Annotated in this window: 16 protein-coding genes; 7 read left to right on the forward strand and 9 right to left on the reverse strand. The window is 71.0% G+C overall.

The genetic code is table 11. The features are described 5' to 3' along the window. The first annotated feature begins 34 nt into the window (after positions 1-34). Positions 35-877, forward strand: coding sequence for a class I SAM-dependent methyltransferase (locus O1R50_RS03670; RefSeq protein WP_270108510.1), 843 nt, complete (start codon positions 35-37; stop codon positions 875-877). Between the two features lie 17 nt (positions 878-894). Here O1R50_RS03670 and O1R50_RS03675 read toward each other — a convergent pair whose 3' ends face one another. The 3 genes from O1R50_RS03675 to O1R50_RS03685 are packed head-to-tail and all read right to left on the reverse strand — an operon-like array spanning position 895 to position 3454. Then, positions 895-1488 (reverse strand): histidine phosphatase family protein, encoded by a 594-nt coding sequence (locus O1R50_RS03675; protein ID WP_270108511.1) that lies wholly within the window; start codon positions 1486-1488, stop codon positions 895-897. A gap of 44 nt (positions 1489-1532) precedes the next feature. Beyond that, on the reverse strand, positions 1533-2513 hold the full coding sequence (gene egtD, locus O1R50_RS03680) for an L-histidine N(alpha)-methyltransferase (RefSeq protein ID WP_270108512.1): 981 nt from the start codon (positions 2511-2513) through the stop codon (positions 1533-1535). A gap of 53 nt (positions 2514-2566) precedes the next feature. Continuing rightward, the gene (locus O1R50_RS03685) at positions 2567-3454 is read right to left on the reverse strand and encodes a carbohydrate kinase family protein (protein WP_270108570.1); all 888 of its coding nucleotides are present in this window, start codon (positions 3452-3454) and stop codon (positions 2567-2569) included. Between the two features lie 246 nt (positions 3455-3700). Here O1R50_RS03685 and O1R50_RS03690 point away from each other — a divergent pair, with 246 nt between their 5' ends. Beyond that, positions 3701-4324: a DUF4245 family protein gene (locus O1R50_RS03690; RefSeq protein WP_270108513.1), complete on the forward strand. Its 624-nt coding sequence runs from the start codon at positions 3701-3703 to the stop codon at positions 4322-4324. Here the strand turns inward: O1R50_RS03690 and O1R50_RS03695 are convergent. Both O1R50_RS03695 and xseA read right to left on the reverse strand, forming a co-directional pair. Further along, on the reverse strand, positions 4321-4530 hold the full coding sequence (locus O1R50_RS03695) for an exodeoxyribonuclease VII small subunit (RefSeq protein WP_270108514.1): 210 nt from the start codon (positions 4528-4530) through the stop codon (positions 4321-4323). The genes O1R50_RS03690 and O1R50_RS03695 overlap by 4 nt on opposite strands. After that, positions 4530-5732 carry an exodeoxyribonuclease VII large subunit gene (gene xseA / locus O1R50_RS03700; protein WP_408612594.1) on the reverse strand — a complete coding sequence of 401 codons (1203 nt, stop codon included), beginning with the start codon at positions 5730-5732 and terminating at the stop codon, positions 4530-4532. Before xseA ends, O1R50_RS03695 begins: the two co-directional genes overlap by 1 nt. A gap of 146 nt (positions 5733-5878) precedes the next feature. On the opposite strand from xseA, the gene O1R50_RS03705 reads away from it, so the two are divergent. After that, a complete protein-coding gene (locus O1R50_RS03705; protein WP_270108516.1) occupies positions 5879-6841 on the forward strand; it encodes a 4-hydroxy-3-methylbut-2-enyl diphosphate reductase in 963 nt (320 codons plus the stop codon). A gap of 120 nt (positions 6842-6961) precedes the next feature. On the opposite strand, the gene O1R50_RS03710 is transcribed toward O1R50_RS03705, so the two are convergent. Further along, a complete protein-coding gene (locus tag O1R50_RS03710; RefSeq protein WP_270108517.1) occupies positions 6962-8101 on the reverse strand; it encodes a DNA recombination protein RmuC in 1140 nt (379 codons plus the stop codon). A 41-nt stretch (positions 8102-8142) separates the two neighbouring features. Between O1R50_RS03710 and O1R50_RS03715 the strand changes: the two genes are divergently transcribed. Continuing rightward, positions 8143-8904, forward strand: coding sequence for a hypothetical protein (locus tag O1R50_RS03715; protein ID WP_270108518.1), 762 nt, complete (start codon positions 8143-8145; stop codon positions 8902-8904). A 57-nt stretch (positions 8905-8961) separates the two neighbouring features. Here O1R50_RS03715 and dgoD read toward each other — a convergent pair whose 3' ends face one another. From dgoD to O1R50_RS03730, 3 genes are read right to left on the reverse strand one after another with little or no spacing between them, the layout of a single operon-like run. Then, on the reverse strand, positions 8962-10107 hold the full coding sequence (dgoD, locus tag O1R50_RS03720; protein WP_270108519.1) for a galactonate dehydratase: 1146 nt from the start codon (positions 10105-10107) through the stop codon (positions 8962-8964). A gap of 32 nt (positions 10108-10139) precedes the next feature. Continuing rightward, positions 10140-10877 carry an SDR family NAD(P)-dependent oxidoreductase gene (locus O1R50_RS03725; protein ID WP_270108520.1) on the reverse strand — a complete coding sequence of 246 codons (738 nt, stop codon included), beginning with the start codon at positions 10875-10877 and terminating at the stop codon, positions 10140-10142. A 10-nt stretch (positions 10878-10887) separates the two neighbouring features. Next, positions 10888-12123 carry an ROK family transcriptional regulator gene (locus O1R50_RS03730; protein WP_270108521.1) on the reverse strand — a complete coding sequence of 412 codons (1236 nt, stop codon included), beginning with the start codon at positions 12121-12123 and terminating at the stop codon, positions 10888-10890. A gap of 267 nt (positions 12124-12390) precedes the next feature. Between O1R50_RS03730 and O1R50_RS03735 the strand changes: the two genes are divergently transcribed. Genes O1R50_RS03735 through O1R50_RS03745 form a run of 3 tightly spaced genes read left to right on the forward strand, consistent with a single transcriptional unit; the run spans position 12391 to position 15404 of the window. Further along, positions 12391-13581 carry an extracellular solute-binding protein gene (locus O1R50_RS03735; RefSeq protein ID WP_270108522.1) on the forward strand — a complete coding sequence of 397 codons (1191 nt, stop codon included), beginning with the start codon at positions 12391-12393 and terminating at the stop codon, positions 13579-13581. Beyond that, on the forward strand, positions 13578-14564 hold the full coding sequence (locus tag O1R50_RS03740) for a carbohydrate ABC transporter permease (RefSeq protein ID WP_270108523.1): 987 nt from the start codon (positions 13578-13580) through the stop codon (positions 14562-14564). The genes O1R50_RS03735 and O1R50_RS03740 overlap by 4 nt, the downstream gene beginning before the upstream one ends. 3 nt (positions 14565-14567) lie before the next feature. Next, positions 14568-15404 (forward strand): carbohydrate ABC transporter permease, encoded by an 837-nt coding sequence (locus O1R50_RS03745; protein WP_270108524.1) that lies wholly within the window; start codon positions 14568-14570, stop codon positions 15402-15404. Positions 15405-15529: the final 125 nt, after the last annotated feature.

Raw genomic sequence — 15529 nt, forward strand, 5'->3', positions numbered from 1 at the left:
ATGCTGGCGCCGATGAGATATGGAAGTCGCTCCAATGACCACTGACGCCGCCGGATGGGAATGGGACGAGACCCTCTTCGCCGGCAGCGCCGCCCACTACAGTGTCGGCCGGATGCCCTATCCGACCGCGCTCGTTGCCGCCGTGCGCGAAGCGCTTGGCCTCGACGGCACCGGTCGGCTGCTCGACGTCGGCTGCGGCCCCGGCTCGCTGACGCTCATGCTCGCTCCGCTCTTCGCCTCCACTGTGGGGGTCGATCCGGACGCGGGCATGATCGCCGAGGCCGCTCGGCGGGCCGAGGAAGCCGGACTCACGGATATCGAATGGCGGCAGTCGCGTGCCGAAGCACTGCCTGATGACCTGGGCGTCTTCCAGGTCGTCGCCTTCGCGCAGTCCTTCCACTGGATGGACCGCCTGCTCGTGGCCGACAGCGTCCGCAAGTTGCTCGACCCCGACGGCTACTGGATCCACGTCGGCGCCACCACCCATCGAGGCGCGGACGACACCGCGTCGCTCCCGCATCCCGCCCCGCCCTGGGGCCGCATCAGCGAACTGGTCGCGGCCTACCTCGGGCCGGTTCGCCGTGCAGGGCAGGGCTTTCTGCCGGACGGCACGGTGGGCGGCGAAGAGGACGTCATGCGGCAGGCCGGGTACACCAAGGTGACCCGCATCCAGGTCGACGACGGCCGGATCTTCGACCGGAGCGTCGACTCGATCGTCTCTGCGGTGTTCTCGCTGTCCAGTTCAGCGCCGCACCTGTTCGGGGAACGCCTGCCCGCCTTCGAGATCGAACTCCGTGACCTGCTGGCCGACGCGGCCCCCGACGGGCGTTTCTCGGAGCGCGAGGTGTCCACCGGAGTCGTCATCTGGCGGCCCTGAAGCGCCGTGCGCGGCGGCTATTCGCCGTTCGCGGCCGCTGCGGTGAGGTTCCAGAGCGTGATCGCGTGGCGCCCGTGCTCGTAGCCGAGGGCGGCGATCGAGGCGGTGTCGATCTTGAAGTCGCGGCCGTCGCGTGGCGGGCGGCCGAGCCAGCGGGCCGCCGCGACGCGGAGGCTGTGGCCGTGTGCGATGAACGCGACGTCGCCGCGTTCGAGCAGCGGTTCGGCCTCGGTGAGCGCGCGGTCGAGGCGGGCGGCGACCTCCTCGGCCGATTCGCCGCCGGGGCCTTTGCCGCCGTCGGTCCAGAGCGACCAGCCCGGGTCGTCGGCCTCGATCTCCTCGCTGGTGCGGCCCTCGTAGTCGCCGTAGCCCCATTCGGCCAGGTCCGGGAGGACTGCGGTGACCGCGAGGCCCGCCAGGTCCGCGGTGATGAGGGCCCGCTTGCGCGGGCTCGACCAGACCGCGGTGAACTCGCGTCCGGCGAGCAGCGGTGCGAGCGCCTTCGCTTGGGACACACCGTTCTCGGTGAGTTCGAGGTCGGTCACGGACGTATGCTGGCCCGACGCCGACCAGGTGGTCTCGCCGTGGCGGATGAGCACGATCTCTCCCATGCCGACCACCTTAATCCGGCGGCGCCGGGGGCACTCCTGGCGCGTCAGATCGCCTGGGCGAGGAACACGCCCATGTAGTCGTGCTCGTCGGTCCAGCAGCGGGTGGTCTCGAAACCGGTGGCCTGGAGCTGGTTCTCGAGTTCGCCGCGGACGAACTTGGTGGAGATGCCGGTGTGGATCTCCTCGCCGACCCTGAACGAGACGTCGATCGCGAGCGCCGCGAGGTCCACCTTCATCGGCTTCATGGCGCGGAGGCGCATGTCGATGGTGGCGGTGTCGTTGTCCCACAAGGCGATGTGCTCGAAGTTATCGGGTTCGAAGTCGGCGTCGAGGCGGTGGTTGAGGACGTACAGGACGTGCCGGTTGAATTCGGCCGTCACCCCGGCCGCGTCGTTGTAGGCCGCGAGGATCACGTCCGGGTCCTTCACGAGGTCCGCGCCGAGCAGGAACCAGTCGCCGGGGCGGAGGGCCTCGCGCAGGTCGCGCAGGAACTGGCTGCGCTCCATGCCGGAGAAGTTCCCGAAGGTGCCGCCGAGGAACGCGACGAGCCGCGTGTCGTGGTGGTCGGGCAGCTGCGAGAGGTGGCGGGTGAAGTCGCCGACGATCCCGCCGAGGTAGGCGTCCGGGTAGGCCGCGGAGAGCTCCAGCAGCACATCCCGGACCTCGCCTTCGGCCACGTCGAAAGGCCAGAACGCGTCGAGGCGCCCCGCTGCGGTGAGCGCGCCGAGCAGCGGCCGGATCTTCTCGGCCCGGCCCGCGCCGAGCTCGATCACCGAGACCGGGTCGGTGCCGAGCGCGACCGCGATCTCCCCGGCCCGGTCGTGGAGGATCGCCCGCTCGCTGCGGGTCTGGTAGTACTCCGGCTGGCGGGTGAGCTCGGCGAAGAGGGTGGAGCCGCGGCCGTCGTAGTGCAGGCGCATCGGCAGGTACTTGGGGTGCGAGGTCAGGCCGCGCCGGACATCGAGGCGGAGCGACGCGTCGAGGTCGGACTCGTCGAGGCAGATCCGCAGTTCGGGAGCAGGCACACCACGATCTTATGTCGACTCGGGGCGTGTTTCGCCTCAGTGAACGACGGGCGTCACGGCGCGCCGGGGACCGTGCAGGCCTGAGCGGCGACCTGGCTCGCGTAGCGCAGGGCCGCGGCGACCACGGCCTGGTTGCCCCAGGCGGGGAGGCGGTCGAGGCGCATCCAGCCCGCGGAGGTGAGCCAGCCGAGGAGCCCGGAGGTGAACGCGTCGCCCGCGCCGATCGTGTCCGCGACGTCCACGGGCACGGCCGTCATCTCGGTGACGTGGTTGCGGTGGAACGCCACCGACCCGGCGTCGCCGAGGGTCACGACCACCAGGTCGGGGCCCGCTTCGAGCCATTTGCGGGCGATCTCGTCGACGGCGGTGCCCGGGTAGAGCCGGCCCAGGTCGCGCTCCGAGACGCGCACGAGGTTGGCGAGGCCGACCAGGCGCTCGGTGCGTTCGACCACTTTCGCGCGGTCGCCCATGGCGCCGAGGCGGATGTTCGGGTCGAACGTGATCGGGACGGCGCGGCGGGCGCGGTTCACCCAGTGCTCGATGGCGCGGGCGGAGGGCTCGATGTAGGCGGCGAGAGACCCGAAGTGAATGAGGTCGATCTGGGCCGGGTCGGGATTCGGCAGGGCCCGGCCCTCCCAGGCGAAGTCGGCGGCCCCGGTCGTCCAGTAGTCGTGTTCGGCGCTGCCGTCCTCGTGGACGATCGCGAGGCCGAGGGTGGAGGGCAGGTCGGTGCGGAGCAGCCAGTCGCGGCGGACGCCTGCGGCGATGTGGCGGCGCCAGATCTGGCGGCCGAAGTGATCGCCGCCGACGGCCCCGACGAGCGCGGTCGGGATGCCGCGCCGCGCGAGCGAGACGGCGGTGTTCGCCGGGCCGCCGCCGCAGGTCGGGCGGAGCTGGCCGCCGGGGGCTGGGACGAGGTCGATGAGGTTCTCGCCTGCCACGAGGATCAACGGGGGCTCCTTCCGTCGGGCGCGGTTGCCGCTGCGGAGAGGGTATTGCAGGGGTCAGGCGGGGCGGAAGTCGGATTCGCGTCGTGGTGGGCGGGCGCGTCCGGGTCGTGTCGGGATCGGGTGGCGCCGGGTCGCTGGCGTGCGGCGCAGGTCGAGGTCCGATCGCGGCGGGCCTCGTGCGCCACGCCGGGGCGGGGCGGTGCGCCGGGCGGTGGGGCGGTCGTTCAGGATGGGGTCATGTCCACCGAAGAGGTCAAGGTCGAAGCCGAGGTTGAAGACGGCGCCGCCGCGGCTGCGGCCGAGCGCGGCCCTGCCGATGCCGCCGCCGCGAACGCCGACGCGGCCAGGTCCGCGCGCCCGAAGCAGCGGCGGATGCGCGACATGGCGATGTCGATGGCGGTGCTGCTGGTGCCGATCGGCCTGTTCTACGTCGGCTGGGAGTGGGTGGCCTCGGACCGGCAGGTCAGCGTGGTCGACACGACCGAGAACCACTCGACCGCGGCGAGCCTCGGCCTGGCCGCGATCGAGCCTGAGCTCTCCGAGGAGTGGAAGGCGATCTCGACCGACCTCGCCGTCGACGGCGAGCAGGTCGTGCTCAGGACCGGCTACTACTCGCCCGATGGCCACGGCCTCCAGCTCTCGGAGACCAACGGCACGGCCGCCGACGTGAACGAGGACCTCACGGGCGCCGGCACCCCGGTCGAGGCGGCCGGGATCGAATGGGCCGCATACGAATCGGATGACAGCGAGACCTGGGTCGCCGAGATCGGCGGCGAGACCGTCGTCCTCAGCGCGGAAGCCGACGGCGCCGGCGAGCTCCCGGAGCTCGCCGAAGGCGTGGCGGCAGCCGCGGGCGCTTAGTCCTCGTCCGCGACTCCGGGTTCGGTCCGGGCCTTGAGCCTCGCCCTCGCGCCTTCGAGGTGCGACTGGCACAGGTCGGCGAGCTTCTCGCCCCGCTCCCAGAGCTGCAGCGACTCCTCGAGCGTGGCGCCGCCAGTCTCGAGCCGCTCGACCGTGGCCACGAGCTCGGCCCGCGCCTCCTCGTACGTCAGCTGTTCTTCGCTCACTACCCGTCCTCCCTTGTGTGCACGACCGCGGCCCGCAGCGATCCCGCCGCCAGCCGCACTTCGATGGCCTCTCCGGCGGCCGCCGCTTCCCGCAGCACCGCCCCCGACTCGGTGTCGGTGACGATCGCGTAGCCCCGGTCGAGTGTGGACTGCGGCGACAGCGTGCGCAGCCGCGCCCGCAGGTGCTCCAGATCGTCGGTCGACCGCTCGAGCCGCGAATCCACCCGCGACCGCATCCGGTGCGTCAGGTTCGCGACCGCCTCGCTCCGCGTCTCGAGCATCGTCTCGGGTCTGGCCAGGACCGGGCGGGCTCGCATGGCCGCCAAGGCGTCCGACTGGTGGGTCAGCATCGCGTTCAGCGCCTGCCGCAGCCGGGTGCGGCAGATGTTCAGTCCGCGCTGCTCCTCGGCGAGGTCGGGGACGACCTTCTTCCCGGCCTCGGTGGGGGTCGAGGCGCGCCAGTCGGCCACGTAGTCGAGGATCGGCGTATCCGGTTCGTGCCCGATCGCGGAGATCACGGGCGTCACGGCCTCGGCGACCGCGCGGCACAGCGTCTCGTCTGAGAACGGCAGCAGGTCCTCCATCGAACCGCCGCCGCGGGCGATCACGATGACCTCGATGTCGGGGTCCCGGTCGAGCTCGGCCAGCGCCGCGCACACTTCGGCGACCGCGCGCGGGCCCTGGACGGCGACCTCGCGGACCTCGAAGTCGGCGGCCGGGAGGCGCGCCTGGGCGTTTTTCAGCACGTCCCGCATCGCGTCGGAGGCGCGGCCGGTGATGAGCCCGATCCGGTAGGGCAGGAACGGGAGCGGCTTCTTGCGCTCGGCCGCGAACAGGCCCTCGGCGGCGAGCAGCTTCTTGAGGCGTTCGAGGCGGGCGAGGAGCTCGCCGAGCCCGACCTGCCGGATCTCGCGCACATGCAGCGAGAGCGAGCCGTTCTTGTCCCACCACTGGGCCTGGGCGCGGATGACGACCTGCGCGCCGTCGCGCAGCGGCGGGTCGCAGGCGGCGACGGCGCCGGTGAAGTCGACGACCCGCATCGAGACCTCGGCGGACGGGTCGCGCAGCGTCAGGTAGACGGTGCGGCCGCGGTGGCTGATCTCGGTGATCTGGCCCTCGGTCCACACCTCGCCGAGGCGGGCGAGCCAGTCGCCGATCTTCTTCGAGACCACCCTCAGCGGCCACGGGTTCTCGGCGCTCATCGGCGCGCCCGGGCCGGTGGCGGGTCCGGGGCGGCCAGGGTCACTGCGGCCGGCGGTGCTGCCGGTGGCGCTGCTCGCTGCGTCGGTCACGTGGCCAGACTAACTGCAGGGTGTGACGAAACCGGGCGGCCGGATACCATCGAGGCGTGGCAGACCCGAAGCGAGTGTTGTTGGCCAAGCCGCGCGGGTACTGCGCGGGCGTGGACCGGGCCGTGGTGACCGTCGAGAAGGCGCTGGAGCTCTACGGCGCTCCGGTGTACGTGCGCAAGGAGATCGTGCACAACCGGCATGTCGTGGAGACGCTCGCCGGCAAGGGCGCGGTCTTCGTGGAGGAGAACGCGGAGGTGCCGCCGGGGTCGGTGGTGGTCTTCTCGGCGCACGGCGTGGCGCCCGAGGTGCACGACCAGGCCGCCGAGCGCGGCCTGAAGGCGATCGACGCGACCTGCCCCCTGGTGACCAAGGTGCACAAGGAGGCGCGGCGGTACGCGGAGGAGGACTTCGACATCCTGCTCATCGGCCATGACGGCCACGAGGAGGTCATCGGCACCTCCGGCGAGGCCCCCGAGCACATCCAGCTCGTCGACGGGCCGGACTCGGTCGACGGGATCACGATCCGCGACCCGGAGAAAGTGGTGTGGCTCTCGCAGACCACGCTTTCGGTCGACGAGACCATGGAGACCGTCGACCGGCTCAAGAAGCGCCTGCCGATGCTGCAGAACCCGCCGAGCGACGACATCTGCTACGCGACCCAGAACCGCCAGCAGGTGGTCAAGGACATCGCGGCGGACTGCGACGTCATGCTCGTGGTCGGGTCCAAGAACTCCTCGAACTCGGTGCGCCTGGTCGAGGTCGCCGTGCAGCACGGCGCGAAGACCGGGCACCTGATCGACTTCGCGCACGAGATCGACGAGGCCTGGCTGGAGGGCGCGTCCACTGTGGGCTTGTCTTCGGGTGCCTCGGTGCCGGACAACCTGGTGCAGGACGTGCTCGCCCACTTGGCCGAGCGCGGTTTCACGAGCGTGGAGGAGTTCGAGCCGGTGACCGAGAAGATCGCCTTCTCCCTCCCGCGCGAACTCGCCAAGGACCTCAAGGCCGCCGGCCGCGCCTGAGTGCTCGCGCCCTCTTTCGGGTGACATTTCTCTTTACGACGGTAAGAACAGCGGTTTCCTGTCGGACCCGCGCGTCACGCTTGTGCAGGGGACGCCCCCCTGGGAGGGCGGGGGACTGCCCTAGGGGCGCGCGTCCTCGGCAGCGTCCCACATCGGCTTCCGCGTCGGCGTGATCACCGGGGCCGGAGACTCCGGCGGGTCTCCCGCGACCTCGAGCTCGCTGAAGCGCCTCGCGGTCACCAGCAGCCGCGATTCGACGCTCGCGACCGCCGCGTTGTACGAGCCCACCGCCGCCTCCAGCGACGAGCCCAGCCGCGAGAAATGCCCCGCCACCGCGCCGAGCCGCTCGTGCAGTTCCCGCCCCAGCTTGTGCACCTCCTTGGCGTGCAACGCCAAAGCCTCCTGCCGCCACGTGTGCGCCACGGTCCGCAGCAGCGCCATCAGCGTCGCGGGCGAGGCGATCACGACGCCGCGCGCGAACGCGTCCTCCAAGAGCGCGGGGTCGCCCCGGAGAGCCGCGTCGAGGAACGCGTCGGCGGGCACGAACAGCACCACCATCTCCGGCGTGTCCTCGAACGCCCGCCAATACTCCTTACCCGCCAAGGACTCCACGTGCCGCCGGAGGTGCTTCGCGTGCACTCGCAGGAGCTGGTCCCGCCCCGCTTCGTCCTCGGACTCCAATGCCTGCAGGTACGACTGGAGCGGCGCTTTCGCGTCGACCACCAGGGTCCGGCCGCCTGAAAGCCGCACCACCAGGTCGGGGCGCACCCCCCGCCCGTCGACCATGCCCGCGTGCTGCTCGGAGAAGTCGCAGTGCTCGACCATCCCGGCCGCTTCCACGATGCGCCGCAGCTGCACCTCGCCCCACTGGCCGCGCACCTGCGGCGACCGCAGCGCCCCCAGCAGCCGCCCGGTCTGCTCCCGCAGGTCCTCCGAGGTCTCCGCGACCCCCGAGAGCTGGATCCGCAACTGCGCGTAAGCGTCCACGCGGGCCCGCTCCACGTCGCCGAGCCGCGTCTCATAACGTGCCAACGTCTCTGCGATCGGCGCGAGCACCTGGCCCACGGCCTGCCGCGAATGGTCCGTCGCCTCGTACGCGACCGCCTTCAGCGTCGACTCGAGCCGCTGCTCGTTGTCCGCAGCGGCCTCGAGGCGCGCTTTGGCCGCCGCCAGCTCGGCCGCCTGCCGCGACCGGCCCGCGAACCAGCCGCCGAAAGCGCCCGCGGCCAGGCACACCACCGCCAATAGGACCCAGGTCATACGGGCCAGTCTAGGCGGGCCGCCGCGGGTACAGTCGGTACATGGAGCTGTGGTTGACCCTGCTGGTGGTCGCGATCGTCGTCATCTTCTTCGTGGTGCAATCCAACAAGAAGCGAGCGCAGGCCGAACTCGCGGACGCCGAAGCCGAGGCGAGGCGCCTCTACGAGCGCCTCGGCGGCCAGACCATGAACCTCGTCGCCCCGGGCGACAATCTCCCCGCAGGTCAGGCCCTCGCCGACGCCGGCGAGCGCTACACCGCCGCGGGCTCCCAGCTCGAATCGGCGCGCACGATCAACCAGTACCGGCTCGTCGCCGAGACCTCCATCGAAGGCCTGCTCTACGTGCGGGCCGCGCGCACCGCCATGGATCTCGACCCCGGGCCCGAAGTGCCGTCACTGGTCGGCAAGCGCCGCACCGGCGCGCTCACCGAGCCGGTCAGCGCCGAGGTCGAGGGCCGCACTTACACCGGCTCCCCGGACCCGAGCGACGAGAACCGCCACTACTACCCGGGCGGCCGCGTCGACGGCCGTCCCGTGCCCGCCGGCTGGTACAACACGCCCTGGTGGCAGCCCGCGCTCGCGGGCGCGGCCGGCGTGTTCGTCGGCATGATGGTCTTCGACGCGATGATCGCGCCTGCCTATGCGATGGGCGCCGTCGAAGGCGGCGACCAGAGCGGTGGCGAGGCCGGCGGCGATGCCGGTGACGCGGGCGCTGACGGCGGCGACGCCGGCGGCGGCGATTACGGAGGCGGGGACTTCGGCGGCGGCGACTTCGGCGGAGGCGACTTCGGCGGCTTCGAGTAACCAGACCGGGCAAGGCCCCTGCCGCGAGGCAGGGGCCTTGCCCGTGCGCTTACGGGTTCACCACTCGGCGAAGGAGCCGTCCTTGAGGCGCCAGATCTCGTTGCGCCAGCGGTGGGGGTCCTTGGCGGCCTTGCGGACCGCCGCCTCGTCGATGTCGATGCCCAGGCCGGGTCCGGTCGGGCGCTGCACATAGCCGTCCGTGAACGCGAAGACCGCCGGGTCGACCAGGTAGTCGAGGAGGTCGTTGCCCTCGTTGTAGTGGATGCCGAGGCTCTGCTCCTGGATGAGGAAGTTCGGCGACGCGAAGTCCACCTGCAGGCTCGCTGCGAGCGCGATCGGCCCCAGCGGGCAGTGCGGGGCCAGCGCGACGTCGTAGGCCTCGGCCATGGCCGCGATGCGGCGGACCTCGGAGATGCCGCCCGCGTGCGAGAGGTCCGGCTGGGCGACGGCGATGCCCGTGGAGAGCACGTCGCGGTAGTCCCAGCGGGAGTAGAGCCGCTCGCCGGTGGCGATCGGGATCGACGTGCCGGCCGTGACCTGCGCCAGGTCGCGGGAGAACTCCGGCAGGACCGTCTCCTCGACGAACAGCGGGAACAGCGGCTCCAGCAGCGGCAGCACGCGCCGGGCCATGGCGGTCGAGAAGCGGCCGTGGAAGTCGATCGCGAAGTCGAAGTCGTCGCCGACCGCCGAGCGCAGCTCCGTGAACTGGTCGACGATCCGGTGCACCTGCCCGGCGGTCTCGATCGGCCCGAGCTGGGCCGAGCCGTTGCATTTGACGGCGTCGAAGCCGTTCGCCTTGGCGCGCAGGGCGTCCTCGGCGAGGGCCTGCGCGGAGTCGCCGCCGATCCAGGTGTAGACCCGGGCCTTGTCGCGCACGGCGCCGCCGAGCAGCTCGTACACGGGCACGCCGAGGGCCTTGCCCTTGAGGTCCCACAGGGCCTGGTCGATGCCGGCGACGGCGCTGGAGAGCACGGGCCCGCCGCGGTAGAAGCCGCCCTTGGTCATGACCTGCCAGTGGTCCTCGATGCGCGAGGCGTCGGTGCCGATGAGCCGGTCCGCGAGCGCTTCGACGACGCTGGCGACCGCTTCGGCGCGGCCTTCGACGATCGGTTCGCCCCAGCCGACGAGGCCGTCGTCGGTTTCGACGCGGACGAAGAGCCATCGGGGCCGGACGAAGAAGGTCTCGATTCTGGCGATGTTCAAGGGAACCTCTATCTCTTGTGGAGCTTGTGCGGTCAGGCGAGCCTGACGAGTCGGCCGCCGTCGACGGGGAGTTCGGCCCCGGTGATGTAGGCCGCCTCGTCGGAGGCGAGGAAGGCGATCGCGGCGGCGACCTCCTCGGGCCTGCCGAGGCGTCCGGCGAGGGTGCGCCCGGCCTCTTCGGCCTGCCCCGCGGGGGGCACGGGGTCCCATTGCCGGGTGCGGATGGGGCCGGGCGCGACGGCGTTGACGCGCACGGCCGGGGCGTATTCGACGGCGAGCTGGCGCACCAGCGCGCTGAGGCCGCCTTTGGCGGCGGCGTAGGCGGTGAAGCCGGGCATGGACGCGTGGGCGTGGACCGAGGAGACGGCGACGACGGAACCGCATGCGGCCGTGAGGGGTTCGGCGAGCGCGGCGACGCCGAGGTAGGTGGCCTTGAGGGTCACGTCGAGCACGAGGCCCCAGTCGGCTTCGGGCAGTTCGTGGGCCGCGCCGTGGCGGAGCGCGTAGGCGTTCGACACGAGGGTGTCGACGTGCCCGTGCTCGTCCATCACCCGCGCGGTGAGGGCGTTCCAGTGCGCGGACTCCGCGACATCGCAATGGACGAAGTGGACGGTGCCCTCGGTCTCCGCGACGACGTGCGCGCCGGCTTCGCCGTCGATGTCGGCGAGGTACACGACCGCGCCCTCGCTCGCGAGCCGCTGCACGGTGGCGGCCCCGATGCCCATGGCGCCGCCGGTGACGACAGCGACTTTGCCCTCGAATCGATTCATGCGGCCGACCCTATCGCCCTATCGGGGCGGGTTCGGCTGGCTTCCGGGCGGGCTCGGTGAGCTCGACGAGCGCGGAGGCGAGGCCGGGGCGTTCGCGCAGGATGAGGGCGGCGCCGCCGACGGCTCCGGCGCGGGCGCCGAGGTCGAGGGCGGCGGGGACGACGTCGACCTCGCGCACGAGGGTGAGCGCGTACCGGCGGATCGCGGTGCGCAGCGGGTCGAGGAGCACTTCGCCGGCGCGGGCGAGTTCGCCGCCCACGACGATGCGTTCGGGGTTGAGGAGGTTGCAGAGGCTGGCGAGGACGCGGCCGGTCATCTGGCCGACGTCGGCGAGCACGCCTTCGCAGGCGCGGTCGCCCGCTGCTGCGGCGGCGAGCACGTCTTCCACGGTCGCCTTGGCGCCCAGGTGAGGTCGCAGCGCTCCCAGGACGGCGGGGATGCCGGCGTGGAGGACGAGGCAGCCGCGGTTGCCGCACGGGCAGGCCGGTCCGTCCACATTGATCGTGGTATGGCCGAGTTCCCCGGCGGCGCCGACCGCGCCGCGGAAGACCCGGCCGTCGAGGATGAGCCCGGCGGCGATGCCGTTCGAGAGGCCCACGTACATGAGGTCGCGGATGCCTCGGCCCGCGCCGCTGTAGGCCTCGGCGACGGCTTCGAGCCGGGTGTTGTTCTCGATGGCGACGGGCAGCCGGAGGCGGCGCTGGAATTCGTCCGCTGCGTGCACATGGGACCAGGGCTGGTCGGGCAGCGACGTGGAGACGATGCCGGTGGCCTTCTCGATGGGGCCGGGCAGGCCGACGCCCGCGCCCACGATCCGGCCGCGGTCGAGCCCGTGCTCGGCGATGAGGCGCTCGAGGAGGTCGGCGGCGACGTCGATGCGCTCGGCCCAGCCGAGATCGGGGTCCACCGCTCGCCCGGCGCCCGCGATCTCGTTGTGCGCCAAGTCGGAGAGGTGCACCCAGACGTGGTCGAAGGTGAAGTCGAGGCCGAGCGCGACGGCGGCGCCGGGGTTGACCGCGAGGGTCTCCTTGGCGCGGCCGTCGCCGTCGGGGTCGCCGTCCTGCTCGACCACCAGGCCGCGAGCCATCAATTCGGTAACGATGGTCGACACGGTGGTGCGGGACAGGTCGGCGCGGCGGGCGAGTTCGGCGCGGTGCGTGGGTCCCTTGCGCAGCAAGAGAGTCAGCAGTCGTTCCTGGTTCGCCCGGCGCAGTGACTGGAGGGATCCGCTCTTCGTCCGGGGCATGCGCCGATCATACAGGCCGCTCATAAATCTTTGTCAAGACTATTGACGTACTTATGTGAGCGGAGCTAGCCTTCGTCAACAGACTTTTCGTACCCCTTCCTTGAAAGGCGAAACCCCATGCGTGGATCCCTCGGGACGCCGTTGTCCCGCCGTACCTTGATGCGCGGCTCGGCCCTCGGAGCGGCGGCGGCAGCCGGTGCCGGAGCCCTTTCCGCTTGCGCCCCTTCGGCAGGAGGGGGCGGCGGCGGCAGCAACACCCTCACGGTCATGGCGCCGGAGAACGAGATCGACATCAAGGCCGCGGAGCAGGCGCTCGGCCTCAAGATCAAGCGCATCGAGGTCGACACGACCAAGCTCACCGCGATGCTCGCCAGCGGCACCGCCCCGGACCTGGTCCGCGGCCTCGGCGCCGTCGAGACGCCCTACATCGTCGCCCGCGACCTGGCGCTCCCCCTCGACGACTACTTCGCCTCGAGCGAACTGCTCAAAGAGGACGACATCGACCCGATCAACGACGTGTGGCGCTACGACGGCAGCGTGCAGGGCCAGGGCCCGCGCTACGGCCTCGCGAAGGACTACTCCCAGGACGCCATGTTCTGGTACAACACCGCGCTCTTGGACGCCGCGGGCGTCGCCTACCCGTCCGACACCGAGCCCGTCACCTTCGACCAGTGGCTCGACATGGGCAAGGAACTCACCCAGAAGGACGGCGACACCACCACCGTCTACGGGCTCTCCGCGGGCGGCCTGGGCCTGTTCATCAGCCTGGCCAACATGACCGCCACGGCGGGCGGCAGCCTGTTCGCCGAGGATCTGGCCACTGTGGACTTCTCCTCGCCCGAGGCCCAGAAGGCCCTCTCCTGGTACCTCGAGTACGCCCGCGCCCGCGTCGGCTTCAGCCCCGTCGAGCCCAACGCCGACGGCTGGGACTGGCCCCCGTACCAGACCTCCCGCCTCGCCATGTCCTGGTCCGGCTACTGGTTCGGCGGCGCGATCGCCGCCGAGGCCGCGCTCGCCGAGACCTCGCGCCTGGCCCCCGCGCCGACCATGGGCTCCGAGCGCATCAGCGCCTGCTTCGGCGCCACCGGGTACTGGATCCCCAAGGCCTCCAAGAACCACGACAACGCCTGGAAGCTCTTCGAGTGGTTCATGGGCGGCCAGCCCGCCAAGGACCGCGCCGTCGGCGGCTGGGGCATGCCGAGCCTCCTCTCGCTGCGCGCCGACCTGCCCACGGGCACGCCCGCCCAGGAGCAGGCGCTCGCCGTCCAGGAGGCCGAGGCGGACTACTTCAAGGTCCTGTCGTTCTCCCCGTACGTCAAGGTCGAGGCGCTCGACGCGGTGCTCAACCAGTACCTGCCCGACGCGATCAACGGCGACGCGACCGCCGCGTCGCTCGGCGACACCCTCCAGACCGACATGAACGCCCTGCTCGCCGAAGGCAAGGAGCTGGTCAAGTGACCGCAACGCTCACCGAAGCGTCGCGGGAGTCTTCCCCCGGGACCGCCCGGCCGCGCGCGAAGCGCGGCCGGGCGGGGACCCGCCCCCGGACGTTCTACCTGTTCGTGGGGCCTTGGATCGCCGGGTTCTTGCTGCTCACGGTCTTCCCGCTCGGTTACGCGTTCTGGATGAGCCTCACCAACACGGACGGGCTCTCCCCGAACTGGTCCTATGTGGGCATCGACAACTACGTGCGGGTCTTCCAGGACCAGCAGACGATCGCCTCCCTGGGCCGCACCATGATCTTCATGCTCGCCACCGTGCCCACGGGCGTGGCGGCGGGCCTGGCGATGGCGGTGATGCTCAACCGCGACTTCCGGGGCAGGGCGCTGTTCCGGGCCCTGTTCTACCTGCCCGCCGTCGTGCCCGGCGTGGCCGCGGCCCTGACGTTCAAGATCATCTTCGACAAGAACGCGGGCTTCGCGAACGCCGCGATCGGCGCCGCCGGCGGCGAGCCGGTCTCGTGGCTCGCCGACCCGTACGTGCGCATGGTGCTGATCTTCATGATCCTGTGGGGCGTGGGCGGTTCCATGATCGTCTCCCTCGCGGCCCTGCAGGACGTGCCGCGGGAACTGCTCGAGGCGGCCAAAGTGGACGGCGCGGGTCCGGTCCACTCGTTCTTCAGGATCACCCTGCCGCTGCTCAGCCCGATCATCTTCTTCCAGGTGGTCACCGGCGTGATCGGCTCGCTCCAGGTGTTCGTGCCGTCCCTGCTGCTCGCGCCGGTCAACGGCGCGGCCGCCGTCACGGCCGTGCCCGAGGGCAACTACCTGTTCATGGTGCACGTCTACGCCGAGTACTTCGCCAAGAGCCACTTCGGATACGCCTCAGCGCTGCTGTGGGTGCTGTTCATCTTCGTGCTGCTCATCACCGCCATCGTGTTCAAGATCGGCAACCGGGCCGTCTTCTACGGCGGCGTCGACCCCTCGGAACGCAAGGACTAAGGAATGACCGAGCTCATCGCGCGCCGGGCCCGCGTCACGGCCTTCTACCTCTGCCTGGTCATCCTCGCGGTGATCTTCTCCGGGCCCCTGGGGTGGCTCATCCTCACCTCGCTCAAGGCCCCGAACGAGCTGTCGGTCTTCCCGGTCCAGCTGCTGCCCTCGGTGCCGCAGTGGCACAACTACATCGACGCGATCACGTTCATCGACTTCCTCGGCTACGCGCGGAACTCGCTGATCCTGTCGACGCTCTCGGCGGTGCTCACCACCATCTCCTCGGCGTGGATGGCGTACGGCTTCGCGCGGCTCTCCGCTCCGGGCAAGAAGTTCTGGTTCGGCCTGCTCATCTCGACGATGATGATGCCGGGCATCATCACGCTCATCCCGACCTACCTGATGTTCGCCAAAGCGGGCCTGGTCGACACGTACGTGCCCTGGATCCTGTGGGGACTCTCCGGCGCCGCGTTCATGATCTTCCTGTTCCGGCAGTTCTTCACCGGCATCCCGAAGGAACTGGAGGAGGCCGCGATCCTCGACGGCTGCGGCCATGTGCGGATCTTCTGGCAGATCTTCCTCCCGCAGTCCGGGCCGATGCTCGCCGCCTGCATGGTGCTCACGTTCACCGCCGCCTGGGGCGACTTCATCGCGCCGAGCCTGCTGCTGAGCTCCGACCGGACCACGCTCGCGGTCGCGATGACCGCCGGGTACGTGAACGAGAAGGGCTTCCCGGTGCAGAACCTGCTCGCCGCGGGCAGCACTCTGTTCATCCTGCCCGTGCTGATGATGTTCCTGTTCTTCCAGCGCTTCTTCGTGCAGGGGTTCTCGACCTCCGGCCTGAAGTAGGAGGCGTCCGGCGTCCCGACCGTGCGTTCTACGACGGAACGTCGGTGTCTCGGCGGGGCGCCGGTGCAGTACCGGGGCGGCGGACCGGAAGCCGGGGTCAAACCACCGGTCCGCCGCCCCTCAGC

It is taken from the genome of Glycomyces luteolus (assembly GCF_027622875.1).
Lineage (GTDB): Bacteria > Actinomycetota > Actinomycetes > Mycobacteriales > Micromonosporaceae > Glycomyces > Glycomyces luteolus.